At 59.1% G+C, this 23,461-nt stretch carries 23 protein-coding genes; 11 read left to right on the top strand and 12 right to left on the bottom strand.

What is annotated here, in order from left to right; all coding sequences use genetic code 11:
• Positions 1-30: 30 nt before the first annotated feature.
• The 4 genes from RBB49_RS00640 to glyA all read right to left on the bottom strand — a co-directional run bounded on the left by RBB49_RS00640 (position 31) and on the right by glyA (position 5,421).
• On the bottom strand, positions 31-2,358 hold the full coding sequence (locus RBB49_RS00640) for a methyl-accepting chemotaxis protein (protein ID WP_306140708.1): 2,328 nt from the start codon (positions 2,356-2,358) through the stop codon (positions 31-33).
• A gap of 34 nt (positions 2,359-2,392) precedes the next feature.
• Positions 2,393-2,761, bottom strand: a complete 369-nt coding sequence (locus RBB49_RS00635; protein ID WP_306140707.1) for a response regulator — start codon at positions 2,759-2,761, stop codon at positions 2,393-2,395.
• 35 nt (positions 2,762-2,796) lie between these two features.
• Positions 2,797-3,930: an ATP-binding protein gene (locus tag RBB49_RS00630; RefSeq protein ID WP_306140706.1), complete on the bottom strand. Its 1,134-nt coding sequence runs from the start codon at positions 3,928-3,930 to the stop codon at positions 2,797-2,799.
• 168 nt (positions 3,931-4,098) lie between these two features.
• Complete coding sequence (gene glyA, locus RBB49_RS00625; protein ID WP_306140705.1) at positions 4,099-5,421, bottom strand: serine hydroxymethyltransferase; 1,323 nt, start codon at positions 5,419-5,421, stop codon at positions 4,099-4,101.
• A gap of 101 nt (positions 5,422-5,522) precedes the next feature.
• Between glyA and RBB49_RS00620 the strand changes: the two genes are divergently transcribed.
• From RBB49_RS00620 to ccoS, 9 genes are all read left to right on the top strand, one after another.
• Positions 5,523-6,407 carry a LysR family transcriptional regulator gene (locus RBB49_RS00620; RefSeq protein ID WP_306140704.1) on the top strand — a complete coding sequence of 295 codons (885 nt, stop codon included), beginning with the start codon at positions 5,523-5,525 and terminating at the stop codon, positions 6,405-6,407.
• Between the two features lie 243 nt (positions 6,408-6,650).
• Positions 6,651-8,306, top strand: a complete 1,656-nt coding sequence (ccoN, locus tag RBB49_RS00615) for a cytochrome-c oxidase, cbb3-type subunit I (protein WP_306140703.1) — start codon at positions 6,651-6,653, stop codon at positions 8,304-8,306.
• Between the two features lie 14 nt (positions 8,307-8,320).
• Complete coding sequence (gene ccoO / locus RBB49_RS00610) at positions 8,321-9,055, top strand: cytochrome-c oxidase, cbb3-type subunit II (RefSeq protein WP_306140702.1); 735 nt, start codon at positions 8,321-8,323, stop codon at positions 9,053-9,055.
• A 5-nt stretch (positions 9,056-9,060) separates the two neighbouring features.
• Positions 9,061-9,216 carry a cbb3-type cytochrome c oxidase subunit 3 gene (locus tag RBB49_RS00605; protein WP_306140701.1) on the top strand — a complete coding sequence of 52 codons (156 nt, stop codon included), beginning with the start codon at positions 9,061-9,063 and terminating at the stop codon, positions 9,214-9,216.
• 3 nt (positions 9,217-9,219) lie between these two features.
• Positions 9,220-10,098 (top strand): cytochrome-c oxidase, cbb3-type subunit III, encoded by an 879-nt coding sequence (gene ccoP / locus RBB49_RS00600; RefSeq protein WP_306140700.1) that lies wholly within the window; start codon positions 9,220-9,222, stop codon positions 10,096-10,098.
• A 201-nt stretch (positions 10,099-10,299) separates the two neighbouring features.
• A complete protein-coding gene (gene ccoG / locus RBB49_RS00595) occupies positions 10,300-11,763 on the top strand; it encodes a cytochrome c oxidase accessory protein CcoG (protein ID WP_306140699.1) in 1,464 nt (487 codons plus the stop codon).
• Positions 11,764-11,773: 10 nt separating this feature from the next.
• Positions 11,774-12,286, top strand: a complete 513-nt coding sequence (locus RBB49_RS00590) for a FixH family protein (RefSeq protein WP_306140698.1) — start codon at positions 11,774-11,776, stop codon at positions 12,284-12,286.
• 10 nt (positions 12,287-12,296) lie between these two features.
• Positions 12,297-14,552: a cation-translocating P-type ATPase gene (locus tag RBB49_RS00585; RefSeq protein WP_306140697.1), complete on the top strand. Its 2,256-nt coding sequence runs from the start codon at positions 12,297-12,299 to the stop codon at positions 14,550-14,552.
• Complete coding sequence (gene ccoS / locus RBB49_RS00580; RefSeq protein ID WP_306140696.1) at positions 14,552-14,710, top strand: cbb3-type cytochrome oxidase assembly protein CcoS; 159 nt, start codon at positions 14,552-14,554, stop codon at positions 14,708-14,710. The genes RBB49_RS00585 and ccoS overlap by 1 nt, the downstream gene beginning before the upstream one ends.
• 74 nt (positions 14,711-14,784) lie before the next feature.
• On the opposite strand, the gene RBB49_RS00575 is transcribed toward ccoS, so the two are convergent.
• Positions 14,785-14,964: a hypothetical protein gene (locus RBB49_RS00575; RefSeq protein WP_306140695.1), complete on the bottom strand. Its 180-nt coding sequence runs from the start codon at positions 14,962-14,964 to the stop codon at positions 14,785-14,787.
• A gap of 265 nt (positions 14,965-15,229) precedes the next feature.
• Here RBB49_RS00575 and RBB49_RS00570 point away from each other — a divergent pair, with 265 nt between their 5' ends.
• Complete coding sequence (locus tag RBB49_RS00570) at positions 15,230-15,766, top strand: response regulator (RefSeq protein ID WP_306140694.1); 537 nt, start codon at positions 15,230-15,232, stop codon at positions 15,764-15,766.
• Between the two features lie 19 nt (positions 15,767-15,785).
• Here the strand turns inward: RBB49_RS00570 and RBB49_RS00565 are convergent, their stop codons facing one another.
• Positions 15,786-16,007 (bottom strand): hypothetical protein, encoded by a 222-nt coding sequence (locus RBB49_RS00565; RefSeq protein WP_306140693.1) that lies wholly within the window; start codon positions 16,005-16,007, stop codon positions 15,786-15,788.
• Positions 16,008-16,205: 198 nt separating this feature from the next.
• Here RBB49_RS00565 and aroQ point away from each other — a divergent pair, with 198 nt between their 5' ends.
• Positions 16,206-16,649: a type II 3-dehydroquinate dehydratase gene (aroQ, locus tag RBB49_RS00560; RefSeq protein WP_306140692.1), complete on the top strand. Its 444-nt coding sequence runs from the start codon at positions 16,206-16,208 to the stop codon at positions 16,647-16,649.
• Between the two features lie 16 nt (positions 16,650-16,665).
• On the opposite strand, the gene RBB49_RS00555 is transcribed toward aroQ, so the two are convergent.
• The 6 genes from RBB49_RS00555 to urtB all read right to left on the bottom strand — a co-directional run bounded on the left by RBB49_RS00555 (position 16,666) and on the right by urtB (position 23,447).
• Entirely contained in the window at positions 16,666-17,295 is a 630-nt protein-coding gene (locus RBB49_RS00555; protein WP_306140691.1) for a sugar transferase, read from the bottom strand.
• 373 nt (positions 17,296-17,668) lie between these two features.
• Positions 17,669-18,976, bottom strand: coding sequence for a UDP-glucose/GDP-mannose dehydrogenase family protein (locus RBB49_RS00550; RefSeq protein ID WP_306140690.1), 1,308 nt, complete (start codon positions 18,974-18,976; stop codon positions 17,669-17,671).
• Positions 18,977-19,152: 176 nt separating this feature from the next.
• Positions 19,153-19,848: an urea ABC transporter ATP-binding subunit UrtE gene (urtE, locus tag RBB49_RS00545; protein ID WP_306140689.1), complete on the bottom strand. Its 696-nt coding sequence runs from the start codon at positions 19,846-19,848 to the stop codon at positions 19,153-19,155.
• Between the two features lie 3 nt (positions 19,849-19,851).
• Positions 19,852-20,598, bottom strand: coding sequence for an urea ABC transporter ATP-binding protein UrtD (urtD, locus tag RBB49_RS00540; RefSeq protein ID WP_306140688.1), 747 nt, complete (start codon positions 20,596-20,598; stop codon positions 19,852-19,854).
• Positions 20,599-20,601: 3 nt separating this feature from the next.
• Positions 20,602-21,840 carry an urea ABC transporter permease subunit UrtC gene (gene urtC, locus RBB49_RS00535; protein ID WP_306140687.1) on the bottom strand — a complete coding sequence of 413 codons (1,239 nt, stop codon included), beginning with the start codon at positions 21,838-21,840 and terminating at the stop codon, positions 20,602-20,604.
• A complete protein-coding gene (gene urtB / locus RBB49_RS00530) occupies positions 21,837-23,447 on the bottom strand; it encodes an urea ABC transporter permease subunit UrtB (protein WP_306140686.1) in 1,611 nt (536 codons plus the stop codon). Before urtB ends, urtC begins: the two co-directional genes overlap by 4 nt.
• Between the last annotated feature and the right edge of the window lie 14 nt (positions 23,448-23,461).

The following is a 23,461-nucleotide window of genomic DNA, read 5'->3' as shown; positions in this document are numbered from 1 at the left end:
GGCTTTCAAGGCCTTAGTCTAGAGCGTGGCTCAGGCTGCGGAAGCCAGAGCGAGCTCTTCGAGCTGCGTCCTCAGATCCGCAATGTGATCCAGGTTCAGCGGGAACTGAAGCGTGGTGGTATCGCCTTCGCTGACCGCAACGCGTGCCTCGATCGGCCTGGAGAGGTCGCCGCATTCGAAGGTGACGCGCGTGCCGGGCATGACGTCGATCCGGACATTGACGATGCAGTTGGCCGACGAAATCTTCACCGCGCTCGCCGCCACCTGCTTGTCGCCGATCGTCAGCGTTGCGGGCCAGTTGACGTCGTAAATCCGGTAAGTCTCGTCGTCGCCGCGGTTGCCGATCGCATCCAGGAATGTTTCCACCTCGTCGCCCAGAAGAACCGCTTCATCGTAGACAACCGAGCTGCCGTCCTTCACCAGCTTGGAGGAATTGGCGGTGTCCTCCGAATTCTGGCGCATCACCGAGACGCTGTCGCGCACGCGCGCCGCACTGCTGGAAACCGTCTCCATGCTGCGCGCGATTTCGGACGTTGCGCTTTCCTGCTGGGTGACGGAGGAGGCGATGCTGGTGGCGACATCGTTGATCTCGCGGACCGTGCCGTAGATCTCGCCAATGGATTGCTCGGCGCTCTGCGCCGTGCGCTGCACAGCGCCGACCTGGTTGCTGATTTCGCCGGTCGCCCGCGAGGTCTGCGCTGCCAGTTCCTTGACTTCCGAGGCAACGACCGCGAAGCCCTTGCCGGCTTCACCGGCACGCGCCGCCTCGATCGTCGCGTTCAGCGCGAGCAGGTTGGTCTGATCGGCGATTTCGCGGATCAGGTCGACGACGCTGGTGATCTGGTCGGACGCGGTGACGAGTTCAGTGAAGTTGGACTTCGTCTCCTCCGCCCGGTCCGAGGCCCTGGCCGCGATTTCAGCAGAGTGATCCGCATTGCGCCGGATTTCCTGGATAGAGGAAATCAGTTCTTCTGCTGCCGAGGAAACGGTTGCCACCATCGAGGAGGTGTCACTGGCTTCCTTGTCGAGCACCGTTGCCTGGTTGGTCGAGTTGTCCGACGTCTGGGTCAGCGTTTCCGCGGTTTCGGACATTTCCGTCGAGGATTGGGACATGCGCTGGAAGATACCGCGAATGGTATTGCCGAAGATGCCGATCATCTGGTCCAGCTCGTCGCGCCGCCGGTTGGTGGTTTCGCGGTTCTTCTCCTGCTGCTCGCGCATTGTCTGGCGTTCGACAAGGCCATCGCGGAACACCATGACCGCGCGGGTCATCTCGGCGATTTCGTCCTTGCCTTTGATAGCCTCGATCTCGGTCTCAAGACGATTGTGGGACAGATCGTCCATCGTCCGTGCAAGCCCGTTGATCGGCCGGCTGATCATCCGTCCCAGCATAATCGCTGCGGCGAGCCCGATGACAAATCCGATGATGGTTCCACCGACGGAAAACAGGATCGAATTCGCGGTCTGCGCATGCACCTTTGCTTCCAGCTTATGCTCTGCATCGATCGCGAATTTCTTGATCGCCGCAAGGTCGTCGGCAATGATTTTCGCTTCGGCGAACATGACGTCATGTTCCAGGTGCCTGATATCTTTTTCAAGCGTCCGGAACTCGTTGAGAGCGCTTACATAAACCTCGATCTGCTTGAGTGCATCGTCGACCAGTTGCTTATCCTCGCCGTCGAGCTTGGCCATGGCGTCGCTGGTCAGGTCTTTCTTGACCCGGTCGATCTCGGAAAGCGCATAATCGAGTTCGCTTTCCATTCCGGAATAGATGAACCGGTTTGCGTGATCGCGGGCGATCAGTAGATGGATCATGGCATCCGTGACAAGCTCGACGGTCTCGGACGGCTTGCCGTTCTTTGAGTCCTGCTCCTGCTTGTGCTTGAAGACTGTCACGATCTCGTATTGAAGCTTATCGCCGGCCTTGTGCAGGCTGTTGTCGACAATGTCCTTCTGAAGGGCGCGCTCATACGCGACCTTCTGGAAGTTCTCCCAGTAGATCTCGACATGCTTTCGAGCGTCTTCAAGGCGCTCGATTTCTTCCGGCACATGCAGCTTCTTGAGCTTGTCGTCGATCAGCTGAAGCACATTCGTGTGCGCGGCATCGACAGCCTGAAGCTTGTCATCGGACGAATTCTCGACATATTCGATCGCCTTGATCTCCATGTGGGAGAAGGCTTGGGTGACGTCCGTCGCGGCGGCAAGCGCGTTGCCATGTTCGGTGAATTCAGTGAACTCCTGATCCAGCGTGTGGAACATCATCGCTGACTTTCCACCCAGGAAAGCCATAATGAGCAGGAGTGCGCCGAAGGCGAGCAGAAGCTTCTGCGTCAGCCGCATATTGTAAAACCAGGCCACGATATCCCCTCCGAAAACGTGGTTGAATGGAAGATCAGTTCGAGGTGAGATCGCTCACGGTCTCAATCAGGACGTCGTTCGTGAAGGGTTTCTTCAGAACCGCATCCGCTTGGGTTGAGGAAAGCTGCAGGACATTGTCGGCCGGGATCCCGGCACCACCGCCGGACATTGCGATCACCTTCGGAGCAGACGATTTCGTCTTCAACTCGAACACGACGTCGGTTCCGTCCGAAGCCGGCATCATGATGTCCGTGATGACTAGATCAAACTGACGCGACGAGGCGATTTCCAGCCCCTTGTTTCCGTCGTCGGCTTCGACGACGTCGTGGCCGGCCTTGCGAAGTGTTGCTGCGATGGCATGCCGAACCGGCTGCATATCGTCAATTAGTAGAATGTGGCACATTGTTCGGTATCTCCCAGATCTACCGAACTACAACCCTACGTAATTGTCGGTATATCTATAGTAAACATACAACCTCGGGCGTCATCGTTAGGTTGTAAAAGGCCCTCTGCAACTATTATTCTTCCCCCAACTTTATTAATAATTTGCAAAGCGACAGAAAGGCCAAGTCCAGTGCCATTTTTACTGATGTTATTAGAGTAAAAAGGGTCGAATACTTTGCGCCTTAGCCCAAATGGAATGCCTGGTCCATTATCGGCAATCGAGATTTGCGCCTTCGAACCCTCGAGGTCTGCAAGTTCTATACGTATTGTCCCTGAATGCTTGGTCGCCTGGGACGCATTTGTGACGATATTGATGATTACTTGTGCAAACATGGTTTCACTGATCGGTATATTCATATCCTTTGGAACGTTCCTGAAACCGGTTTCAATCGTCACCGTCGGCGGCAGCATGAGGCGCACCAGATCAACGGCACGGATGAGGGCGTCTGGCAGGGTTGTTTCACCTGTTTCCTCTTCGAATCGGCCCCTGGAAAGGCCCAGCAGGTTGTTCGACAGCTCCGCCGCCTGGGTTGCGCTGTAATGGGCCATCTCCAGGTCGGTCCGGATCCCGGGATCCGGAATATCGGGCAGGTGCAGCGAGATCAGGCTCGTGACCGGGTGCAGCAGATTGTTGAGCTGATGGGCGAGTGCGCCGGAAGCTGTCCCGAGCGCTTCCAGACGGTTCCGGGAAATCTCGCTTTCCGCCCTGATGCGCTCTTCGGTGATGTCCCGCTGGATGCCCAGATAGGCCGACAGGTCTCCGCTGGCATCGAAGATCGGTGCCATACGCAGCGAATTGAGGAACGGTTCGCCCGTTTTGCGGTAGTTCAGCAGAACCACATCGATCGGCTCCCGGTCGGCGATCGCCTTCCTGATCCGCGCGACATCGTCGGTGCTTGTCTCGTCGCCCTGCAGGAACCGGCAGTTCCGTCCCAGCGCTTCCTCGGACGCATATCCGGTGGTTCTTTGGAAGGACGGATTGACGTAGGTGAGCGGCAGGTCGGGCTGGCGGGCGTCCGAAACGCTGACGGTATCGGGCGAGCCTTCCAGCAGGGACTTCAGAAGATCGGGTGATGTCCCCGCAATCTTTTCAAGCGCGGCGTAACCCTGGTCCATGCGGCCTTGCATTTCAGTCTCCCCACACGAAGCGCTGACTGCTCATAGCCGCAAGGTTAGGGGGAGAAGCAGAAAAACGGAAGAGCGCAGGGCGAGTGTTCCCCACAGGAAACAACGCCCGTTTGTCTCTTCCGAATTCCGCAAAGATCGGAAACTGCGTTCAGAACACGCCTGGTACGCTCAGGACCGGATGAAGTGCAGTGTTCTGAAGTCCTGCCGCCAGGCGGATACTCTTCTCACCATGGCTTCGGGATCGTTGGCACGCAGGGCCTCCGCGATGAGACCGGCGAGGCGTGGCATGTCCGCCGACGTCATGCCCCAGCGCACAAGTTCGGGCGTCCCGATCCGCAATCCGTTCATGTCCCCGTCGACCGGTGCGGCAGGCAGACCGATGCCGCAGGCAAGGAAACCGGCCTTGCGCAGTTTCTTCGACGCGGCCTGGCCTCCGCCGAAAGCCGCCGCTTCCACCGCGAACTGATGCGACGCGGTCATCCCTTTCGATGTCTCGAACACCGGAATGCCTTCATCTGAAAGCGCGCGCGCAAGCGCCTGCGCAGATGCAACCATTTCCTGGGCATAGCCGGTACCGAAATCCCGCCAGTCCAGCAGCGACACGGCGAGCGCAGCCGACTTGGCGACATCGAAATTGGCCGTCAGTCCGGGAAAGGCAATCGCGTCGAGCAGGTGCGCCAGGTCCTGATCGTTCGTGACAATCAGGCCACCTGCGGGCCCGCCGAGGCTTTTATACGTGCTCATGGTCATCAGATGAGCACCTTCGGCAAGCGGGTCGGAAAAGACACCGCCGGCGATCATGCCGCATTGATGGGCCGCATCGAAAAGAACGAATGCCCCAACCTCGTCGGCAATCTTCCGGATGTCGGAAACCGGATGGGGGAAGAGATTGAGGCTCATCCCGATGGTGATCAGTTTCGGCTTCAGTCTGTGTGCCATCTCGCGCAGACCGTCCACATCGATCGTGTAGCCGTCGGCGTCCACCGGAGCCTCATGAATGTCAAGGCCGTAGAGACCGGCGCAGCCCGGGCCGTGGTGGGTAACATGACCGCCGACGGAAGCGGGCGGCGCGATGATGACGTCGCCCGGCTTCGTTGTCGCCATGAACGCATAGAGATTGGCCATCGCCCCGGATGCGACCCGGATTTCGGCATGTTGCGCGTTGAAGATCTCGCAGGCGAGATCCGCAGTGATCACCTCGATCTCTTCGATGGCTTCAAGACCCATCTCGTATTTGTCACCCGGGTAGCCGAGCGAGGGACGGGAACCCAGTCCGCTGGCCAATAGGGCCTCGGCCTTTGGGTTCATGACGTTGGTTGCCGGATTGAGATTGAAGCAGTCCCGTTCATGGATCTTGCGGTTTTCGTCCACCAGCTGGTCGATCCGGCTGGCAACCAGATCCGAGGTGAGCCTCCGCGTGTTTGCGCTGATCCCGTCGATCCGCGCCGCCGCGGTCTGCGGCAGCCAGGGCCGGAGTTCATGTACTGACATGGAAAGTCCTCCAAAGCGTGTTGGCTCCAGGATGAACGCGCGCTTGAAAAATCTCAAATCAGTTTTTAGAAAAGTAAGGGCTAGAAAAACTAGGTCAGGTGATGGCAGTCTCTCCACCGACACCCCGAATCCCGTCGCTCAACGCCCTGCGTGCCTTCGAGGCAGCGGCCCGCCTTGGCGGATTCGCACTTGCGGCCGAGGAACTCGGCGTGACACCCGGGGCAGTCGCCGCGCAGATCAAGTCGCTGGAAGAGGAGATCGGGGCAGCCCTTTTTGTCCGCAATGCGCGCGGAGTTGCGCTGACGCCGATCGGTCGGCGGGCCCTGCCGGGTTTTGTCGATGTGTTCGACCGTTTGGCAACTGCTGTTCATGAACTCAGACAGGACGCAACGCCGCACAAGGTCCACATCGCCGCATTGCCTGCGCTGGCGCAGCTCTGGCTTGCCCCGCGTTTGCCCGGGTTGCGCAATAGCCTTCGCGGGATCGACGTCTCCGTCACGGCCCTGGAAACACCGCCGAACCTCAAACGTGTGCCGTTCGATATCTGTCTTTTCTACAGCGACGAAATCAGGAGTGACAGTGTCTGGACCGAGGCCGACGCGTTGCTGCCGGTCTGCACGCCTGAACTCGCCGAAACACTCACCCGGCCGGGCGAATTGAAATCGGCGGTGTGCCTGACCGACGCCACCTGGAAAGATGACTGGTTGCTCTGGGCTGCTTCGGCGATGCCCGGCGAGGATTTTGTTCCGAAAGGACCGGTCTATTCGCTCTATGCGGTCGCCGTTGAGGAGGCGCTGAACGGGGCAGGGGTGCTGATGGCGCACAGATCGCTTGTGGAAGGACATCTGCGAAGCGGCCGGCTGGTGGCGCCGTTTTCGCAAACGGTGCCGTTACCCCACAAGATCTCGATGTGGATACAGCCGGGAACCCGGAGCCCCGAAATCCTCGAAAACATCATTGATAACCTGACAAGAGAGCACCGCTAGAAACGCCCGGATCGGCACCGCGCTTCGGACAAGACGCGCTGGCGGTCGTGCTCGAACGGTCCTGTACGCAAAACTACGATTGCGACAACGTGCCTGCGCCGTGCGACATCGTGCGGGCAATTCTCACATCTTCGAATGCCGTATGACCCCCTTGATATGAATCAACGCGGCTCACCGGGAGTCGTGCGCATGGTCGTCCCATCGTTGGCACCTTGCATGGATTCTAAGAACTGGGGCGCTGAAATGGCACAAAAAAAGACCGGTTTGGTCTCGCTCGAGGAGGGGGGATTCGCCATCTTCCTCGTGCTGCTTGCATTCGCTTGCATAATAATTGCGGGCAAAACCTTTGATCAGGTCATGGCTTTTCACGCTGGCTTGGGCGCATTGCTCGCCGCAGTCAGCGTCTTCCTGATCTTCAAGAACTACTTCGACGACGGCGGTGAACCGATCCCGGCCGAAATCGACGGAAAACCGAATTACAACATGGGGCCGGTCAAGTTCGGAACCATCGCCGCAATGTTCTGGGGGCTGGCCGGGTTCACGGTCGGTCTCGTGATCGCGCTTCAACTGGCCTGGCCGGCGTTGAACTTCGATCTTCCCTGGACGAATTTCGGCCGCCTGCGTCCCTTGCATACCTCTGCGGTGATCTTCGCCTTCGGCGGCAACGTGCTGCTGGCGACATCGATGTATGTGGTCCAGCGGACCTGCCGCGTGCGCATGCCGGGCAAGATCCTGCCCTGGTTCGTCATCCTCGGCTACAACGTTTTCATCCTGATCGCGGGAACGGGCTATCTGCTCGGCGTCACGCAGAGCAAGGAATACGCGGAGCCCGAGTGGTACGCTGACCTTTGGCTGACCATCGTCTGGGTGATGTATCTGTTCCTGTTCCTGGGCACGCTCTGGAAGCGCAAGGAACCGCATATCTATGTGGCCAACTGGTTCTACCTGGCGTTCATCGTCACCATTGCCATGCTGCACATCACCAACAACCTGACGATCCCGGTCTCGATCTATTCGACCAAGTCCTACATCGTCTGGTCGGGTGTCCAGGACGCTATGGTGCAATGGTGGTACGGCCACAACGCGGTGGGCTTCTTCCTGACCGCGGGCTTCCTGGCGATCATGTACTACTTCATTCCGAAGCAGGCCGATCGTCCGGTTTATTCCTACCGTCTGTCGATCGTGCACTTCTGGGCGCTGATCTTCATCTACATCTGGGCCGGACCTCACCACCTTCACTACACGGCATTGCCGCAATGGGCGTCGACGCTCGGTGCGACCTTCTCCATCATTCTTTGGATGCCGTCCTGGGGTGGCATGATCAACGGCCTGATGACGCTGTCGGGTGCCTGGGACAAGCTCAGGACCGACCCGGTCCTGCGCATGATGGTCGTCTCCGTTGCCTTCTACGGAATGTCGACCTTTGAAGGTCCGCTGATGAGCCTGCGCTCCGTCAACTCCCTGTCACACTACACCGACTGGACAATCGGTCACGTGCATTCAGGTGCGCTCGGCTGGGTCGGATACATCTCCTTCGGCGCGATCTACTGCCTCGTTCCGTGGCTGTGGAACAAGAGGGGCCTTTATTCGCTGAAACTGGTGAACTGGCACTTCTGGCTCTCGACCCTGGGGATCGTTCTCTACATCACTGCCATGTGGGTGTCCGGCATCATGCAGGGTCTGATGTGGCGCGCCTATGACAGCCTCGGCTTCCTGGAATACTCGTTCGTGGAAACCGTGGAGGCGATGCATCCTTTCTACATCATCCGTGCTCTCGGCGGTGCGCTCTTCGTGGTTGGCGCCGTGATCATGGCCTACAATCTCTGGATGACTGTCCGTCATGGTGAGGCTGAAGAAGCCGACACCACGCCGGTCGGCTCCCTGGCTCCGGCCGAATAAGGGAGGGACACTGAATGTCTGCATGGAAAAAACATGAAATCTTCGAGAAGAATTCCTTCGTTCTTCTCGTCGGAATCCTGGTCGCGGTCGCCGTTGGCGGCCTGGTCGAGATCGCACCGCTCTTCTACCTGAAGAGCACGATCGAGAAGACCGAAGGCATGCGTCCCTATACGCCGCTGGAACTGGCCGGACGCGACATCTACATCCGTGAGGGCTGTTATCTGTGTCATTCGCAGATGATCCGCCCGATGCGCGATGAGCTGGAGCGCTATGGTCACTTCTCGCTCGCTGCGGAAAGCATGTACGATCACCCGTTCCAGTGGGGATCGAAACGGACCGGACCGGATCTGGCGCGTGTCGGCGGAAAATACTCCGACGACTGGCACGTCGAGCACCTGGTCAATCCGCGCTCGCTGGTGCCCGCGTCGATCATGCCGGGCTATCCGTTCCTGGCGGAAAACCGCGTGAACGCGCGGGACATCAAGGCTCACCTGTCGGCCAACGCGATCGTTGGTGTTCCCTATACCGAGGAGCAGATCGAAAACGCGGCATCTGACCTTCTCGGCCAGGCCATGCCGGATTCCGACGCAGCCTATGACTTCGAGGAACGCTGGCCGTCCGCCAAGGTTCGCGACTTTGACGGCAATCCGAGGGAAGTCACGGAGATGGATGCGCTGGTCGCCTATCTGCAGGTGCTCGGCACCATGGTCGACTTCTCCATCTACGATGACGCAGCAAACGCGAGGTAAGTGCGATGAACGAGACCTATAACGCCTTCGCCGGCTTCGCTCAGACCTGGGGCCTTCTCTATTTCATGATCCTGTTTGGCATCGTCCTGGCCTACGCATTGTGGCCGAAGAACCGGAAAAAGTTCGACGATGCAGCTCAGATCCCGTTCCGTGAGGACTGATTGATGGCAGACACACACAACAAGGAAGTCGACCAGATCTCCGGGGTCGAAACCACCGGCCACGAATGGGACGGTCTGAAGGAACTGAACAATCCGTTGCCGAAATGGTGGCTCTACATCTTTTACGCAACGGTGGTCTGGGCCGTGATCTATTGGGTGCTTTACCCGTCATGGCCACTGGTATCCAGCTACACCAAGGGTGTTCTGGGAGCCAACCAGCGCCAGGAGGCCATCGCCGCCTACGACAAGGGCGTCGCCGACCGGTCCGAGTTCGCCGACAAGATCGTTGCCACGTCCCTGGAAGACATCACCAAGGACCAGGAATTGCTGCAGTTCGCGCTGGCCAATGGACAGGCCGCGTTCGGCGACAACTGCGCACCCTGTCACGGGGCAGGCGGCACCGGTTCGGAAGGCTATCCGAACCTTCAGGACGACACCTGGATCTGGGGGGGGACCCTCGACGATATCCACACGACCCTGCTTTACGGCATTCGGTCCGACAGTGACGATGCCCGCATCGGCGACATGCCGGCCTTCGGTGCCGACGAACTGCTGAGCAAGGAGGAAATCGATCAGGTCGCCAATTTCGTCGCCTCCCGTGCAGGCGTCGAAACGGATGAAGGCATCGACCTTGCCGCCGGCCAGGTCCTTTACGAGGACAACTGTGCTGCCTGTCACGGCGACAACCTTGAAGGCATCCAGGAGGTCGGTGCGCCGAGCCTGATGTCGGCGAATTACCTTTACGGAAACTCGCTGGACGACATCAGGGCGCAGATCGCCAATCCGCGCAATGGCGTAATGCCCGGCTGGGCCGAGCGTCTTGACCCGGCAACCGTCAAGTCGCTGACGGTCTACGTGCACTCCTTCGGCGGAGGTCAGTAGCGTCCGCGAGAGGATGCGGCAAATCCGCCGGATCACGCACAACCTTTGATCCGGCGCAAGGTGTGACGCTTTGCGCCGGATTAGCTTCAGGAGGCACCGGTTAAAACGGTATTCCGGAGCGGGAAACCCGCTCAAGGGTCACGACTTTAGACTGAATCAGGATCCTATTGGGGCAGGATCGCGTTTGAGAGGACGGACGGTATGTCTGCGGACACCGAAACGCATGAGGGCGAACACTCCGAGGAGTGGTTTGCGTCGGCCAAGAAAATCTACCCCATGGCAACCCACGGCCTGTTTCGCAGGATCAAGTGGACGCTGCTTTTCATCACGCTTGGAATTTACTATTTCCTGCCATTCATCCGCTATGACCGCGGGCCGAACGCCCCGGACCAGGCTGTTCTCATCGATATGGAACACCGCCGGGCCTACTTTTTCTTTATCGAGATCTGGCCGCAGGAAGTCTACTACCTGACAGGGCTTTTGATCATCGCTGCCGTCGCGCTCTTTCTGATGAACGCGGTCGCCGGCCGGATCTGGTGCGGGTATCTGTGCCCGCAGACGGTCTGGACCGACCTGTTCTTGTGGGTCGAGCGCAAGATTGAGGGCGATCGCCGCGAACGCATCGCACTCGACAAGGACCCGTGGACCTTCGAAAAGGTTGGCAAGCGCGCCACCAAGCATTTCTTCTGGCTCATGATTGCCTGGTGGACCGGCGGCGCGTGGGTTCTCTACTTCAATGACGCACCGACGCTGGTCTGGCAGCTCTTGACGTTCCAGGCCCCGATGGTTGCCTATGTCTGGATCGGCATCCTGACGGCGACGACCTATCTGCTGGCCGGTTTCATGCGCGAGCAGGTTTGCATTTACATGTGTCCCTGGCCGCGCATTCAGGCCGCCCTGACCGACGAGAAGGCGCTCAACGTGACCTATCGCTGGGACCGGGGCGAACCGCGGGGGTCGCTGAAACACAACAAGAAGCTGGAAGCCCAGGGTCTGCCTGCCGGTGACTGCATCGACTGCTTCCAGTGCTTCCAGGTATGCCCGACCGGTGTCGATATCCGGAAGGGCATGCAACTGGACTGCATCCAGTGCGGCCTGTGCATTGATGCCTGCGACAACATCATGACGAAGATCGGCAAGCCGACAGGCCTGATTGCCTACGACACGGACGAGAACATCGAGCGCCGGCTCGAAGGCAAGGAGCCGGTCTACGAAATCGTCCGCACGCGGACGGTCATTTATGCGGCGGTCATCGCATTGGTCGGTGCGATCATGCTGTTCGCACTGCTCAATCGGGATTTCGCCGATATCAGCGTCCTGCACGACCGGAACCCTGTTTTCGTCGAGCAATCCGACGGCTCGGTCAGAAACGGCTACACGGTTCGTCTGTCCAACAAACGCCGTCACCCGAGGTCGTTCATGCTGCATGTGGAAGGCATGCCGCCGAACACGCTGGTCGAGGCGGTCGGTGCCGATTCCACTTTCGCCGGCAGGCCGATCGTCGAGGTCGGGCCCGACACCACGCGGGAGGTGCGTGTCCTGGTGAGTTCGCCGCCCGAGGCAGAAATGCCGCATTCGACGCCGGTTGTCTTCCGCATCACCGAGAGTGTGATGGGCGAAGTCGTAACGGCAAAAGACACGTTCAAAGCACCGGACAAGCCCTGAGGAGAACGAAATGACGATGGCTCAATCGAACATGAAGGATCCCAAGGCGATCACCGGCAAGACCGTCCTGGCCTGGCTTCTGGGCTTCTTCGGCGTGGTGTTTGCCGCAAATGGCATTTTCCTTTACCTCGCGCTCGGATCCTTCCCGGGCGTTGTGGTCGACAGCTCGTACGAAGCCGGGCAGGCCTATAACCAGGAAATAGCTGCAGCCAGGGCTCAGGCCGGGCTGGGGTGGCAGGTGTCGAGCGAAATTGCCCGGACATCACACGATGGCGCCAAGCTTGTCGTGACGGCGATGGATGCGCAGGGCACACCGCTCTACGGTATCGCCGTCAAAGCGGCACTCCAGCACCCCGCGCAGGAAAACGAGGACGTAACCGCGGTTCTTCGCGCGGACGGCGGCGGCAGATATATCGGCGAGATTGACAAGCTGGCATCGGGCAACTGGACGCTTGTTCTGGAGATCGAGCAGGATGGAACCCGCCGGTTCAAGTCCGAAAACCGTATGTTCATCGGCGACTGAGGCGTGCATCGTGACGGTACATCAGCGTGACTGGCAAGCCTTCATTACTCCGGCGGACGACGGCGCGGTTCATATGGATCTGGCCGTCGACGGCATAACCTGCGCCGCGTGTATGGGCGACATCGAACGCGGCCTGAAGCGTCTGCCCGGCATCCGCGCCGCGCGTGTCAATCTGACCAGCCAGCGTCTCGCGGTGGATTGGGTCGAGGACCAGACCTGCGCGGAAGAGATCGTTCGTGAACTTTCCCGGCTTGGCTACACGGCGCACCCGTTCGATCCGGCCAGCCAGAAGGACCGTCAGGACAGGACGGGGAAACAGCTGCTCAGATGTCTGGCTGTTGCCGGTTTCGCCGGCATGAACATCATGCTGCTGTCGGTCTCCGTCTGGTCAGGAAATGCGACCGATATCACGCCCGAGACGCGCGATTTTTTCCACTGGTTGTCAGCCCTCATCGCGTTGCCGACCGTTGCCTATGCGGGACGTCCTTTCGTCAAGAGTGCGTTTGGCGCGCTTTCCGCCGGCCGGCTCAACATGGACGTTCCGATTGTGATCGGCGTCTTTCTCGCGGTTGCGCTTTCCGTGGTGCAGACACTGCAGCACCACCACCACGCCTATTTTGAATCTGCGGTCATGCTGCTGTTCTTCCTTCTGGTCGGCCGCTATCTGGATCACAACATGCGCGGGCGGACACGGTCGTTTGCCGAAAACATCGCGGCCCTCAAGGCCGAGGTTGCCGCAAGACTGGGTCCGGACGGGGAAGTCCGCGAGGTCCCGTTGTCGAAAATCGCAACAGGAGATCTGGTTCTTGTCTCCGGCGGCGAGCGCGTTCCGGTCGATGGTGTTGTCGAAAGCGGGCGGTCGGAAATCGACCAGAGCCTGGTTACCGGCGAGAGTGTTCTGGTGCCGGTCAAGCCCGGACAGAGGATCTATGCCGGGACGATGAATGGTGCAGGGGCGCTGCAGGTTCGGGTCGAGGCGGCATCGGGCGCAACTCTGCTCGACGAAGTCAACCGGCTGCTGGAGACCGCGGCGCAGGCAAAGTCCGCCTATGTCCGCATCGCCGACAGGGCCGCACGCCTTTATGCGCCGTTGGTGCACGGAGCTGCAGCGCTCACATTCCTCGGCTGGCTTCTGGCCGGGATGAGCTGGCAGCCGGCGCTTGTCATCTCGATTTCCGTTCTGATCATCACCTGCCCCTGCGCCCTTGGGCTGGCGGTCCCGGCGGTGCAGGTGGTGGCGTCCGGACAACTGTTCCGCAGCGGAGTTCTGCTCAACGCGGGCGATGCCATTGAGCGTCTCGCTGAGGTCGACACGATCCTGTTTGACAAGACCGGCACCTTGACCCGGGCGGAACCTGACCTTTGCGGCGGGATTGACCCGGAAGACGAAATAATCATGCTCGGCGGCCGTCTTGCGCTCGCCAGCCGTCATCCGTTGTCCGCGGCCCTTGTGAAGGCAACCGGCGCTCTCGTGCCGCTTGCCGATGTGGAAGAGGTTTCGGGCGCCGGACTGGAAACAATCCATGAGGGGGCAAGACTGCGGCTCGGCAGCCCGCAATTCTGCGGCGCGTCCGATCTTGAGATCGAAGACGCACTTCAGCGCGTACCCGGCGCATCGCTTCTGGCGATCCGGTATGAAGACCGGCCGGTACGCCTGCTGACCTTCCGTCAGAGCCTGAGGCCGGACGCCAGAGAGGTCGTCGACCGTCTCAGGAAGCTCGGTTACAGGCTGGAGATCCTGTCCGGCGACACCCGGCCTGCCGTGTCGGACTGCGCCAGGACGCTCGAGATCTCCGATTGGCAATCGGCCATGAAACCGGCGCAGAAAATTGCCCGCCTTGAGGAATTGCAGGCGAAGGGCCACAAGGTCCTGATGGTCGGCGATGGTCTCAACGATGCACCGGCACTTGCCGGGGCCCATGTCTCGCTCTCACCCGTCTCCGCTGTCCATCTCAGCCAGGCGGCCGCCGATGCCGTTTTCCTGGGAGACAGGCTGATGCCGGTTGCCGATGCCTTGCGTCTTTCAAGGAACGCGCGCGCGGCAATCGAGCAGAACCTCTGGATTTCCGCGCTTTACAATGTCGTGGCTGTACCGATTGCCGTCGCCGGCTTCGTAACACCGCTGATGGCGGCCGTGGCCATGTCTGCATCCTCGATCGCGGTAACCGCCAATGCGCTGAAGCTCCGGTGGCGCGAGACCGGCAATCGCGCCTCTGCGGAAACGCCTGCGGGCGAACTGCCGGCTTCCATACGGAGTGACAGCTGATGGACGTTCTCATCTACCTGATCCCGATCGCGCTTCTTCTGGGTGCGCTTGGGCTGGGCGCCTTTCTCTGGTCCCTCAAAAGCGGTCAGTACGACGATCTGGAAGGCGCGAAATGGCGCATTCTGGATGATGACGACCTGCCTGATCAAAGACACTGAGCGTGTGCTTTGTTCAAGAACGGCGACGTAATGAGCAAGGAAGCCGCTCCTGGAGCGCAGCTGAAGCCGGGAAATCAGGCGAAAATGTTGGAAAGCGCCATGGCCACGGCCAGTAGCACGAGGCCGACTCCGGAGAACAGAAGAATGTTTTCACGCGAGCCGTTGGAGCCCGGCGCAGAAGGTTCATGACTTCCTGCGAGCTTCTCGTCCTGTCTGCTCTTGTCCGGATCTGTGGTCATAAGGCTCGTGATCATCGAATGTTTGTTTCTCGTTTTTGATTGCGATCCTAGAATGATCGACAGCTCTGAAAGGCACGTTAATCCGCTGCACGTAAAAGTGTTAACTGCGAGCAACATTACCAAGCTGTGAACCTGAGAGCTGCAGTCTTCGCGGTCATCTTTACAAATGCGCATCGGATACTTTTGTGCAGCACCGGCACACGAAGCACCTGGAAGCGTCTCACGGCTAACCCAATCTTCAGAATTTCATGTCAAGACGAGTTGACACTAGGAGGGTTTGGTGAGTCTCGATCTTGCCTCTTTGACGTTTTTGCTGGTCGAAGACAGTGCTTACATGCGTACGATCCTGCGGACGATGCTGCAGGGCTTCGGCGCGCGCCGCATTGTGGAAGCCGAAGACGGTGCATCCGGTCTTGAAGCGATGGACCGCGCCAACCCGGACATTCTGATCCTGGATTGGGTCATGCCCATCCTGGACGGTGCGGATATGGTGCGCATGATCCGCAGTCCGAACAACCCCTTTGCCTATATCCCGATCATCATGGTGACCGCGCATACCGAGCGCAGCCGGATCGTCGAGGCGCGCCGGTTGGGCGTGCACGAATTGCTGTCGAAACCCATCTCGGCGAAGTCTCTCTATCAGCGTGTTTCAAGTGTGATCCTGCACCCGCGCGATTTCATCAAGACCGCGACCTATTTCGGACCGGCGCCAAGAGAGATCAGAAACAGGCAGAAGATCTGGCAGGGAGGCCCTCCGGGCCAGCCGCCGGGTCAGGCGGCGGACGGGCCGGAAGAAAACGTTACGGCAATCGGATAGATCCGGAAGCTGCCTGTTTTCAGGCAGCCGACTGTGCAGCGGCGGATGAACCTTCGGCGGCTTTTGCAGCCTCACTCGCTCCGACCTCAAGAGCACTTGCGAATTGAGCCAGAACGTCCAGATCAACCGTGTAGTTGTCGAGCAGGAATTGCGACAGTGTATCGATCGGAAGGTGCTGGTAGCCGTCGATCGCTTCCATGAGCGCTTCCAGGGTATCCAGTCTTTCACGCAGCTTTATCATGGTTTTCCGTTGGATTGTGTTTCTGCCACGATGAATATTCATGGTTAATAGTACGTAAATACAACCGTTGCAAGAGTTCATCTTTTGGGTTGTTTGAACGCGGAAATCGTCCACAGCCCAGTGGGGAGAAGAGCCCGGATTTGCTGGAAAAATGTGCAAAATGAGCACATCTTACGGAAATGATACCAAGGGACCCAAATGTCTAAAGTCGTCTACATCCTGAACGGACCGAATCTCAACCTGCTCGGGAAGAGGGAACCGGAGATCTACGGTCACCAAACGCTGGATGACGTGAACGAAATGTGTGCGGCACTCGCCGCCGAACTCGGGCTCGAGATCATCTTCCGCCAGAGCAATGCCGAGCACGATCTGATCGACTGGGTGCAGGAGGCCAGGGAAGCGGCTCAGGCGATCATCATCAATCCGGCGGCCTACTCCCACACCTCGATCGGAATACTGGACGCGTTGAGCGCCTGCCAGTTTCCCGTTCTGGAAGTGCATGTGTCCAATATTCACAAGAGGGAGGCTTTCCGGCATTTCTCCTACGTCTCGCAACGCGCGGACGCGGTGATTGCCGGGTGTGGCGTCGAGGGATATCTGCTCGCACTGCGGCGCGCTGCGACACTGCTTGACAACGCGTAAGCGTCTTCAGGACAGGTCAGTACCCGTTGCCATGAAAGAACTCGCGGGAAACCGTCTGTGCGATGATCTTGAGATCGAGAGCCAGGGACTGCTTTTCCAGGTATTCCAGGTCATATTCGAGACGTTTGCGCGCAGAGACGGGGTTTGTCGTCTCACCGCGGCAGCCGCTTACCTGTGCAAGCCCGGTAATGCCGGGACGAACCTGGTGCCGGCTCATGTATCTTGCATCGAAGTCTTCATAGGCCATGCCGGCCGCCAGCATGCCCGGGACATGAGGGCGCGGACCGACCAGCGACATGTCACCCTTCAGCACATTCAGCAGCTGTGGCAATTCATCAAAGTTGCTCTTGCGCAAAAACGAGCCGACGCGCGTGATGCGAGGGTCGCCGCACACTGTCTGACAGACACCGGTTCCGTCGCCCAGATGTGTGTACATGGATCTGAACTTGAATATTGTGAACACATCACCGTTCAGGCCGTGCCTTTCCTGGCGGAAAATCACGGGTCCCCGGCTTGTGGCCTTGATGGCAACCGAAATGGCCAGCATCAGCGGCAACAGCAGGATCAGGCCAATGCCTGCGCCGAAGATATCGAGAGTTCTCTTCAGTTTCCCATAACCGGGTCTGGGAACCGGTGCTGATGGCAACGGTTCGTTGTCCTGATCGAAAGTTGGACCTTCGATCTTGGATTCAGGGCTGGTTAGAGATTGCTGTAAACTTGCGCGCCGGTCATATCTGAGTGAATTTTTTCCCAAGCCTTGCAAGCTCCACACTACAAAATGCAATTCCTGCGGAACGTCTTCAGGTCAAGAAGGTGACGCTGCCGCTCTTCGTTAACACAAGCCCAACGAAATGCTTAAAATTTAAATTTGCAGCATGCTGATAACAGCTCGCCCGGCATGCCGCAACAGCATCACGCAAGACGTGACCTGATTTCCTGTAAATACTGCGTGTGTGCTGCCGGCCCTTGAAGCGGCCGGCAACAATAGGTGCCGTGCGTGCGCGGATGCGCCCACAGCGTCAGTAGCTGCGGCCGACGCTGGTGTACTCAAAGCCGCGCGCTTGCATGTAGTCGGGCGTGTAGATGTTTCTGAGATCGACCACCTTCGGCGCCTTTACCAGCGTCTTCACGCGATCAAGGTCAAGCGCCCGGAACTGGTCCCACTCCGTCACGATCACCACGACGTCCGCATTCTCCAGCGCGTGGTAGGGGCCGTCGCAGAACATGACGTCGGACATGAGGTGACTGGCTTCGTCCATGCTTGCCGGGTCATAGGCCCGGATCGTGGCACCGGCAGATTGCAGCTTCTTCACGATGTCGAGGCTCGGAGCCTCGCGCATGTCGTCCGTGTTCGGCTTGAAGGCAAGACCGAGAAGCGCAATCGTTTTTCCGTTGACGTCTCCACCAAGGAAGTCGATGACCTTGTCCGCCATCTTCTTCTTGCGTTCCGCATTGACGTCGATCACGGCATCGACAATCTTCAGGTCGGACTTGGCGTCGGCTGCAATCTTGGAAAGCGCCAGTGTGTCTTTGGGAAAACAAGAGCCGCCGTAGCCTGGCCCGGCATGCAGGAATTTTGAACCGATCCGGTTGTCGAGACCGATACCGCGGGAAACCTCCTGGACATTCGCCCCGACGCTTTCGCAAAGGTCCGCGATCTCGTTGATAAAGGTGATCTTGACGGCCAGGAACGCATTCGCCGCGTATTTGATAAGTTCCGACGTGCGCCGCTTGGTAACGATGATCGGTGTTTCGTTGAGGTAAAGCGGGCGGTAGAGTTCGCGCATGACGTCTGCCGCTTCCTCGCTATCGGTTCCCACGACAACCCGGTCCGGCCGCTTGAAGTCGTTGATGGCAGCGCCTTCGCGCAAAAATTCCGGATTGGAAACAACGGCGAATTTGGCGTCGGGGTTGGTCTTGCGGATGATGTCTTCCACTTCATCGCCGGTTCCGACCGGAACCGTCGATTTGGTGACAATAACCGTGAAGCCTTCGATCAATCGGGCGATCTCTTCCGCTGCTGCATAAACGTAGGAAAGGTCGGCATGCCCGTCACCGCGCCTGGTTGGTGTGCCCACGGCGATAAACACGGCATCCGCAGAGCGGATGGCTTCGGTCGGATCGGTGGTGAAATAGAGCCGTTCTTCCGCTACGTTCTTTGCAACGAGGTCCTGCAGACCCGGTTCGTAGATCGGAATTTGCCCGGAATTAAGGGCATCAATTTTGGTCGCGTCCTTGTCGATACAGGTGACCACATGACCAAAATCAGCAAAACAAGTGCCGGAAACGAGGCCGACATAACCGGTCCCAATCATCGCAACGCGCATAGCAAATTTCCAGTTCCAAATTTAAAGTCCGAGTCAATTCAACCGCGGGTGCATAGGCCCTCGCAGCAGCGTGGAAGCTGCACAGCCTCTAACATGACTGCGAGCGTGATTTCTACCCACAAGGGGTCGCAAATGATGAGCGCGCGTGCCAATTTTTTAAGCGGACTTGCGGGCGGCTAGACGGTCAGGTAACGCCGCACCTCGGTTTCGGAGAGATCTTTGCCGGACCCGGCAAGCACAACTTCACCGCGATCCATGACAGCATAGGTATCGGCAAGATCACGGGCGAATTCGAAATACTGCTCGACAAGCACGATCGCCATTGTTCCCTGATCCCTGAGCCAGGCAATGGCGCGACCGATATCCTTGATGATTGAGGGTTGAATGCCTTCCGTGGGTTCGTCGAGAACAAGCAGCTTCGGCCGTGTGACCAGGGCGCGTGCGATGGCAAGCTGCTGCTGCTGGCCGCCGGAAAGATCGCCTCCGCGCCGGTTCAGCATGTCCTTGAGGACGGGAAACAACTCGAAAATCGTGTCTGGAATGTATCTGTCCTTGCGTTTTACCGGGGCAAAACCGGTCTCCAGGTTTTCCTTCACCGAAAGCAGCGGGAACACTTCGCGACCTTGCGGCACCAGCGCAATTCCGGCGCGGGCACGCGCATGGGCCGGCAGGCTGGAAATGTCCTGCCCGTCCCACATGATCTTGCCGGCGGCAATCCCCTGCTGACCTGCGATTGCCCGCAATGTCGATGTTTTCCCGACGCCGTTACGGCCCATCAGGCAAGTCACTTTTCCGGTTTCCGCCGACAGCGAAACGCCTTTCAGCGCTTGCGCCGCGCCATAATAGAGGTCGATTTGATCAACGTTCAGCATGGATCAGCGTCCCAGGTAGACTTCAACAACCCGCTCGTCGGCGGAAACATGATCGAGCGAGCCTTCGGCAAGCACCGAACCCTCGTGCAGGACCGTGACCTTGACCCCGAGAGAGCGCACGAAATCCATGTCGTGTTCGACAACAACGACCGAATGATCCTTGGCAATGTCCTTCAGGAGGTCAGCGGTCTCCGCCGTCTCCGCATCGGTCATTCCTGCCGCCGGTTCATCGACCAGCAACAGTTTCGGGTCCTGCGCTAGCAGCATTCCGATCTCGAGCCACTGCTTTTGACCGTGACTGAGATTGGCGGCAAGCTCTGCCCGTTTTTCGTTCAGCCTGATCAGGTCCAGCAATTCTTCGATCCGGTTCTTCTCTCCGCCCGTGATGACGTGGAAGAGGGTGTTGAAAGGACCCCTTGGCGCCTTGAGCGCGAGTTCCAGATTGTCCCATACCGTGTGGCTTTCAAAGACCGTCGGCTTCTGGAACTTCCGACCGACACCGAGTTCGGCAATCGAGGCCTCGTCCTCGCCGGTGAGATCGATCGTCCCGTTGAAGAAGACTTCGCCGGTGTCCGGGCGGGTCTTGCCGGTGATCACATCCATCATGGTGGTCTTGCCGGCTCCGTTCGGTCCGATGATCGCGCGCATTTCGCCCGGTGCGATCATGAGCGACAGTTCATTCAGGGCCTTGAACCCGTCGAAGGACACCGACACTCCGTCAAGATAAAGCAGGCTTGTGGTCCGGGTCATGCTCTACTCCGCAGGTTGAGGGTGCGCCGCCCCGGCGCGCGAGATTGCTGAAGCCGGTTTTTCCACGTTTGCCTGCGCACCGGGAGATTGCGGCGGCTGTGATGGAGGGTCGCCCGATCCTTCGCTGAAATCCGAGGAGATCTTGCGCTGACGCAGGGCTGTCCAGCCCTGGCTGACGGTGCCGACAATCCCTTTCGGCAGGAACAGGGTTACGAACACAAACAGGCCGCCGAGGGCAAACAGCCAGATGTCCGGAAGCGCGGCTGTGAACCATGTCTTGGCGAAGTTCACCAGGACGGCACCGAGCACGGCACCGACGAGCGTGCCCCGGCCGCCAACGGCCACCCAGATGACGACTTCGATCGAGTTGGCTGGCGCGAATTCGCCCGGATTGATGATGCCGACCTGGGGCACGTAGAGCGCGCCCGCGATCCCTGCCATCATGGCCGACAGTGTCCAGACGAACAGCTTGTAGTGTTCCACGCGGTAGCCGAGGAAACGCGTCCGGCTCTCCGCATCGCGCACCGCGACAAGGACTTTTCCAAGCTTTGAGCGCGTGATGGAGCGGCAGATCAGGAAGCAGATAACAAGGGCAATTCCCGATGCCGCGAAGAGGCCGGCGCGTGTGGTATCGGCCTGGATATCGAAGCCCAGAACGTCCTTGAAGTCGGTCAGGCCGTTGTTGCCGCCAAAGCCCATGTCGTTTCGGAAGAAGGCGAGCAGCAGGGCATACGTGAGCGCCTGGGTGATGATGGATAGGTAAACGCCTGTAACGCGCGAGCGAAAGGCGAACCAGCCGAACACGAAGGCGAGCACGCCCGGCACGAGCAGGACCATGAGGGCTGCAAACCAGAACATGTCGAAGCCGTACCAGTACCAGGGCAGTTCCTGCCAGTTCAGGAACACCATGAAATCCGGCAGGATCGGGTCGCCGTAAACGCCGCGGGTTCCGATCTGCCGCATCAGGTACATGCCCATGGCATAGCCTCCGAGTGCAAAGAATGCGGCATGACCAAGGGAAAGAATGCCGCAATAACCCCAGACCAGATCGACCGCCAGCGCGAGGAGCGCGTAGGTCAGGTATTTGCCCATAAGGGTGACGGCGTAGGTCGGCACGTGAAAGGGCGAGCTTTCCGGCACAAACAGGTTACAGGCAGGCACGAGGATAATCACCGCCGCCATGAGGGCGAGAAAGACACCGGCCCGTGCATCCATGGCGCGGAAGAGAAAGGACGACATCATGCCTCAACTGCCCGGCCCTTGAGGGCGAACAGCCCCCGCGGACGCTTCTGGATGAACAGGATGATAAAGACGAGAACGAAGATCTTGCCGAGCACCGCACCGGCATATGGCTCCAGGAACTTGTTGACCACGCCGAGTGTCATTGCGCCCACAAGCGTACCCCAGAGATTGCCGACGCCGCCGAACACCACGACCATGAAGCTGTCGATGATGTAACCCTGGCCGAGGTTCGGCGACACATTGTCGATCTGTGACAGGGCAACACCTGCAATGCCGGCAATGCCCGAACCTAGTCCGAAGGTCAGCGCGTCGATCCAGGGCGTCCGGATGCCCATGGAGGCGGCCATCCGCCGGTTCTGTGTGACGGCTCTTGTGTAAAGCCCGAAAGGCGTTTTCTTCAGAACCAGCATCAGCCCGGCAAAGACAAGCAGCGCAAAGACGACGATCCACATGCGGTTATAGGTGATGGTCATCTGCCCGAGTTCAAATGCCCCCGACATCCAGTCCGGGTTGCCGACCTCACGGTTCGTCGGTCCGAATATCGAGCGGACGGCCTGCTGCAGGATGAGCGAGATCCCCCAGGTGGCCAGGAGGGTTTCAAGCGGGCGTCCGTAAAGCCAGCGAATGACCCCGCGCTCGATCGCGATGCCGATCAGGCCGGCGGTGAGAAAGGCGAGGGGGAGGGCGATGAACAGCGAATAGTCGAACAGGCCGGGCGCCGATGTTCTGATAAGATCCTGAACCACGAACGTGGTGTAGGCGCCAATCATGACCATTTCGCCGTGGGCCATGTTGATAACACCCATGACGCCGAAGGTGATGGCAAGCCCGATAGCGGCGAGCAGCAGCACCGAGCCGAGCGAGATGCCGTACCAGATGTTTTGTGCCGCATCCCACGCGGCGATGGACTTTTCGATTTTGGTGACGGCGGCTGCGGCGGCAACCTGAACCGCCCCTTGAGTGCTCGACCGGACGCCGATCAGCAACGAGAGCGCTTCGCGGTTGCCCATCTCGGAAAGTGTTTCAACGGCTGCAATCTGCTCTGATTCCTCGAGATCGGAGTTTAGAACCGCGGCGGCACGCGCCTGTTGCATGACACGCAGAACGTTTTCGTCCTTTTCGGCGGCAATGGCGGTATCCAGGGCCTCGATGCTTCCTGGATCCTGCGCCTTGAAGACGGCCTCTGCGGCCGCGATGCGAACCTTCGGGTCTGGCGCCATAAGAGTGAGGGAACCGAGCGCAGAGCGGATCACCCGTCGCAGCTTGTTGTTCACCTTGATCTTCTTGACTTCGCGCCTGCCGGCTTCACCTTGTGCTTCCAGCGTCAGCGGATCGGTCAGTTTGAATTGTTTCCCGTCCTTTTCGGCGATGAAGACCTGCCCGTCCGACTTGCGGAAATAGAGGTCTCCGGCCCCAAGGGCTTCGAGTGCGGGGGCAACGGCCGGGTCGCCTGTCGCTGCCAGATCGCCGATCTGTTGCTCCGTTTCGGCATATTTGCCCTTTGCCAGCTCGTTGATCAGCGGACGGAGCGTTTCCGGATCCGATTGTGCAAGTGCGGGGCTGGCCAGCAGGAAAAGGAACAGCAAAAACGATTTCAAAAAGGACATAGGTCCACCGGCTT

Origin of the sequence: Roseibium sp. MMSF_3412, from assembly GCF_030733265.1 — a bacterium.
Lineage (GTDB): Bacteria > Pseudomonadota > Alphaproteobacteria > Rhizobiales > Stappiaceae > Roseibium.
Note: the sequence above shows the minus strand (reverse complement) of the source record. Positions and strands in the feature narration are given on the sequence as shown.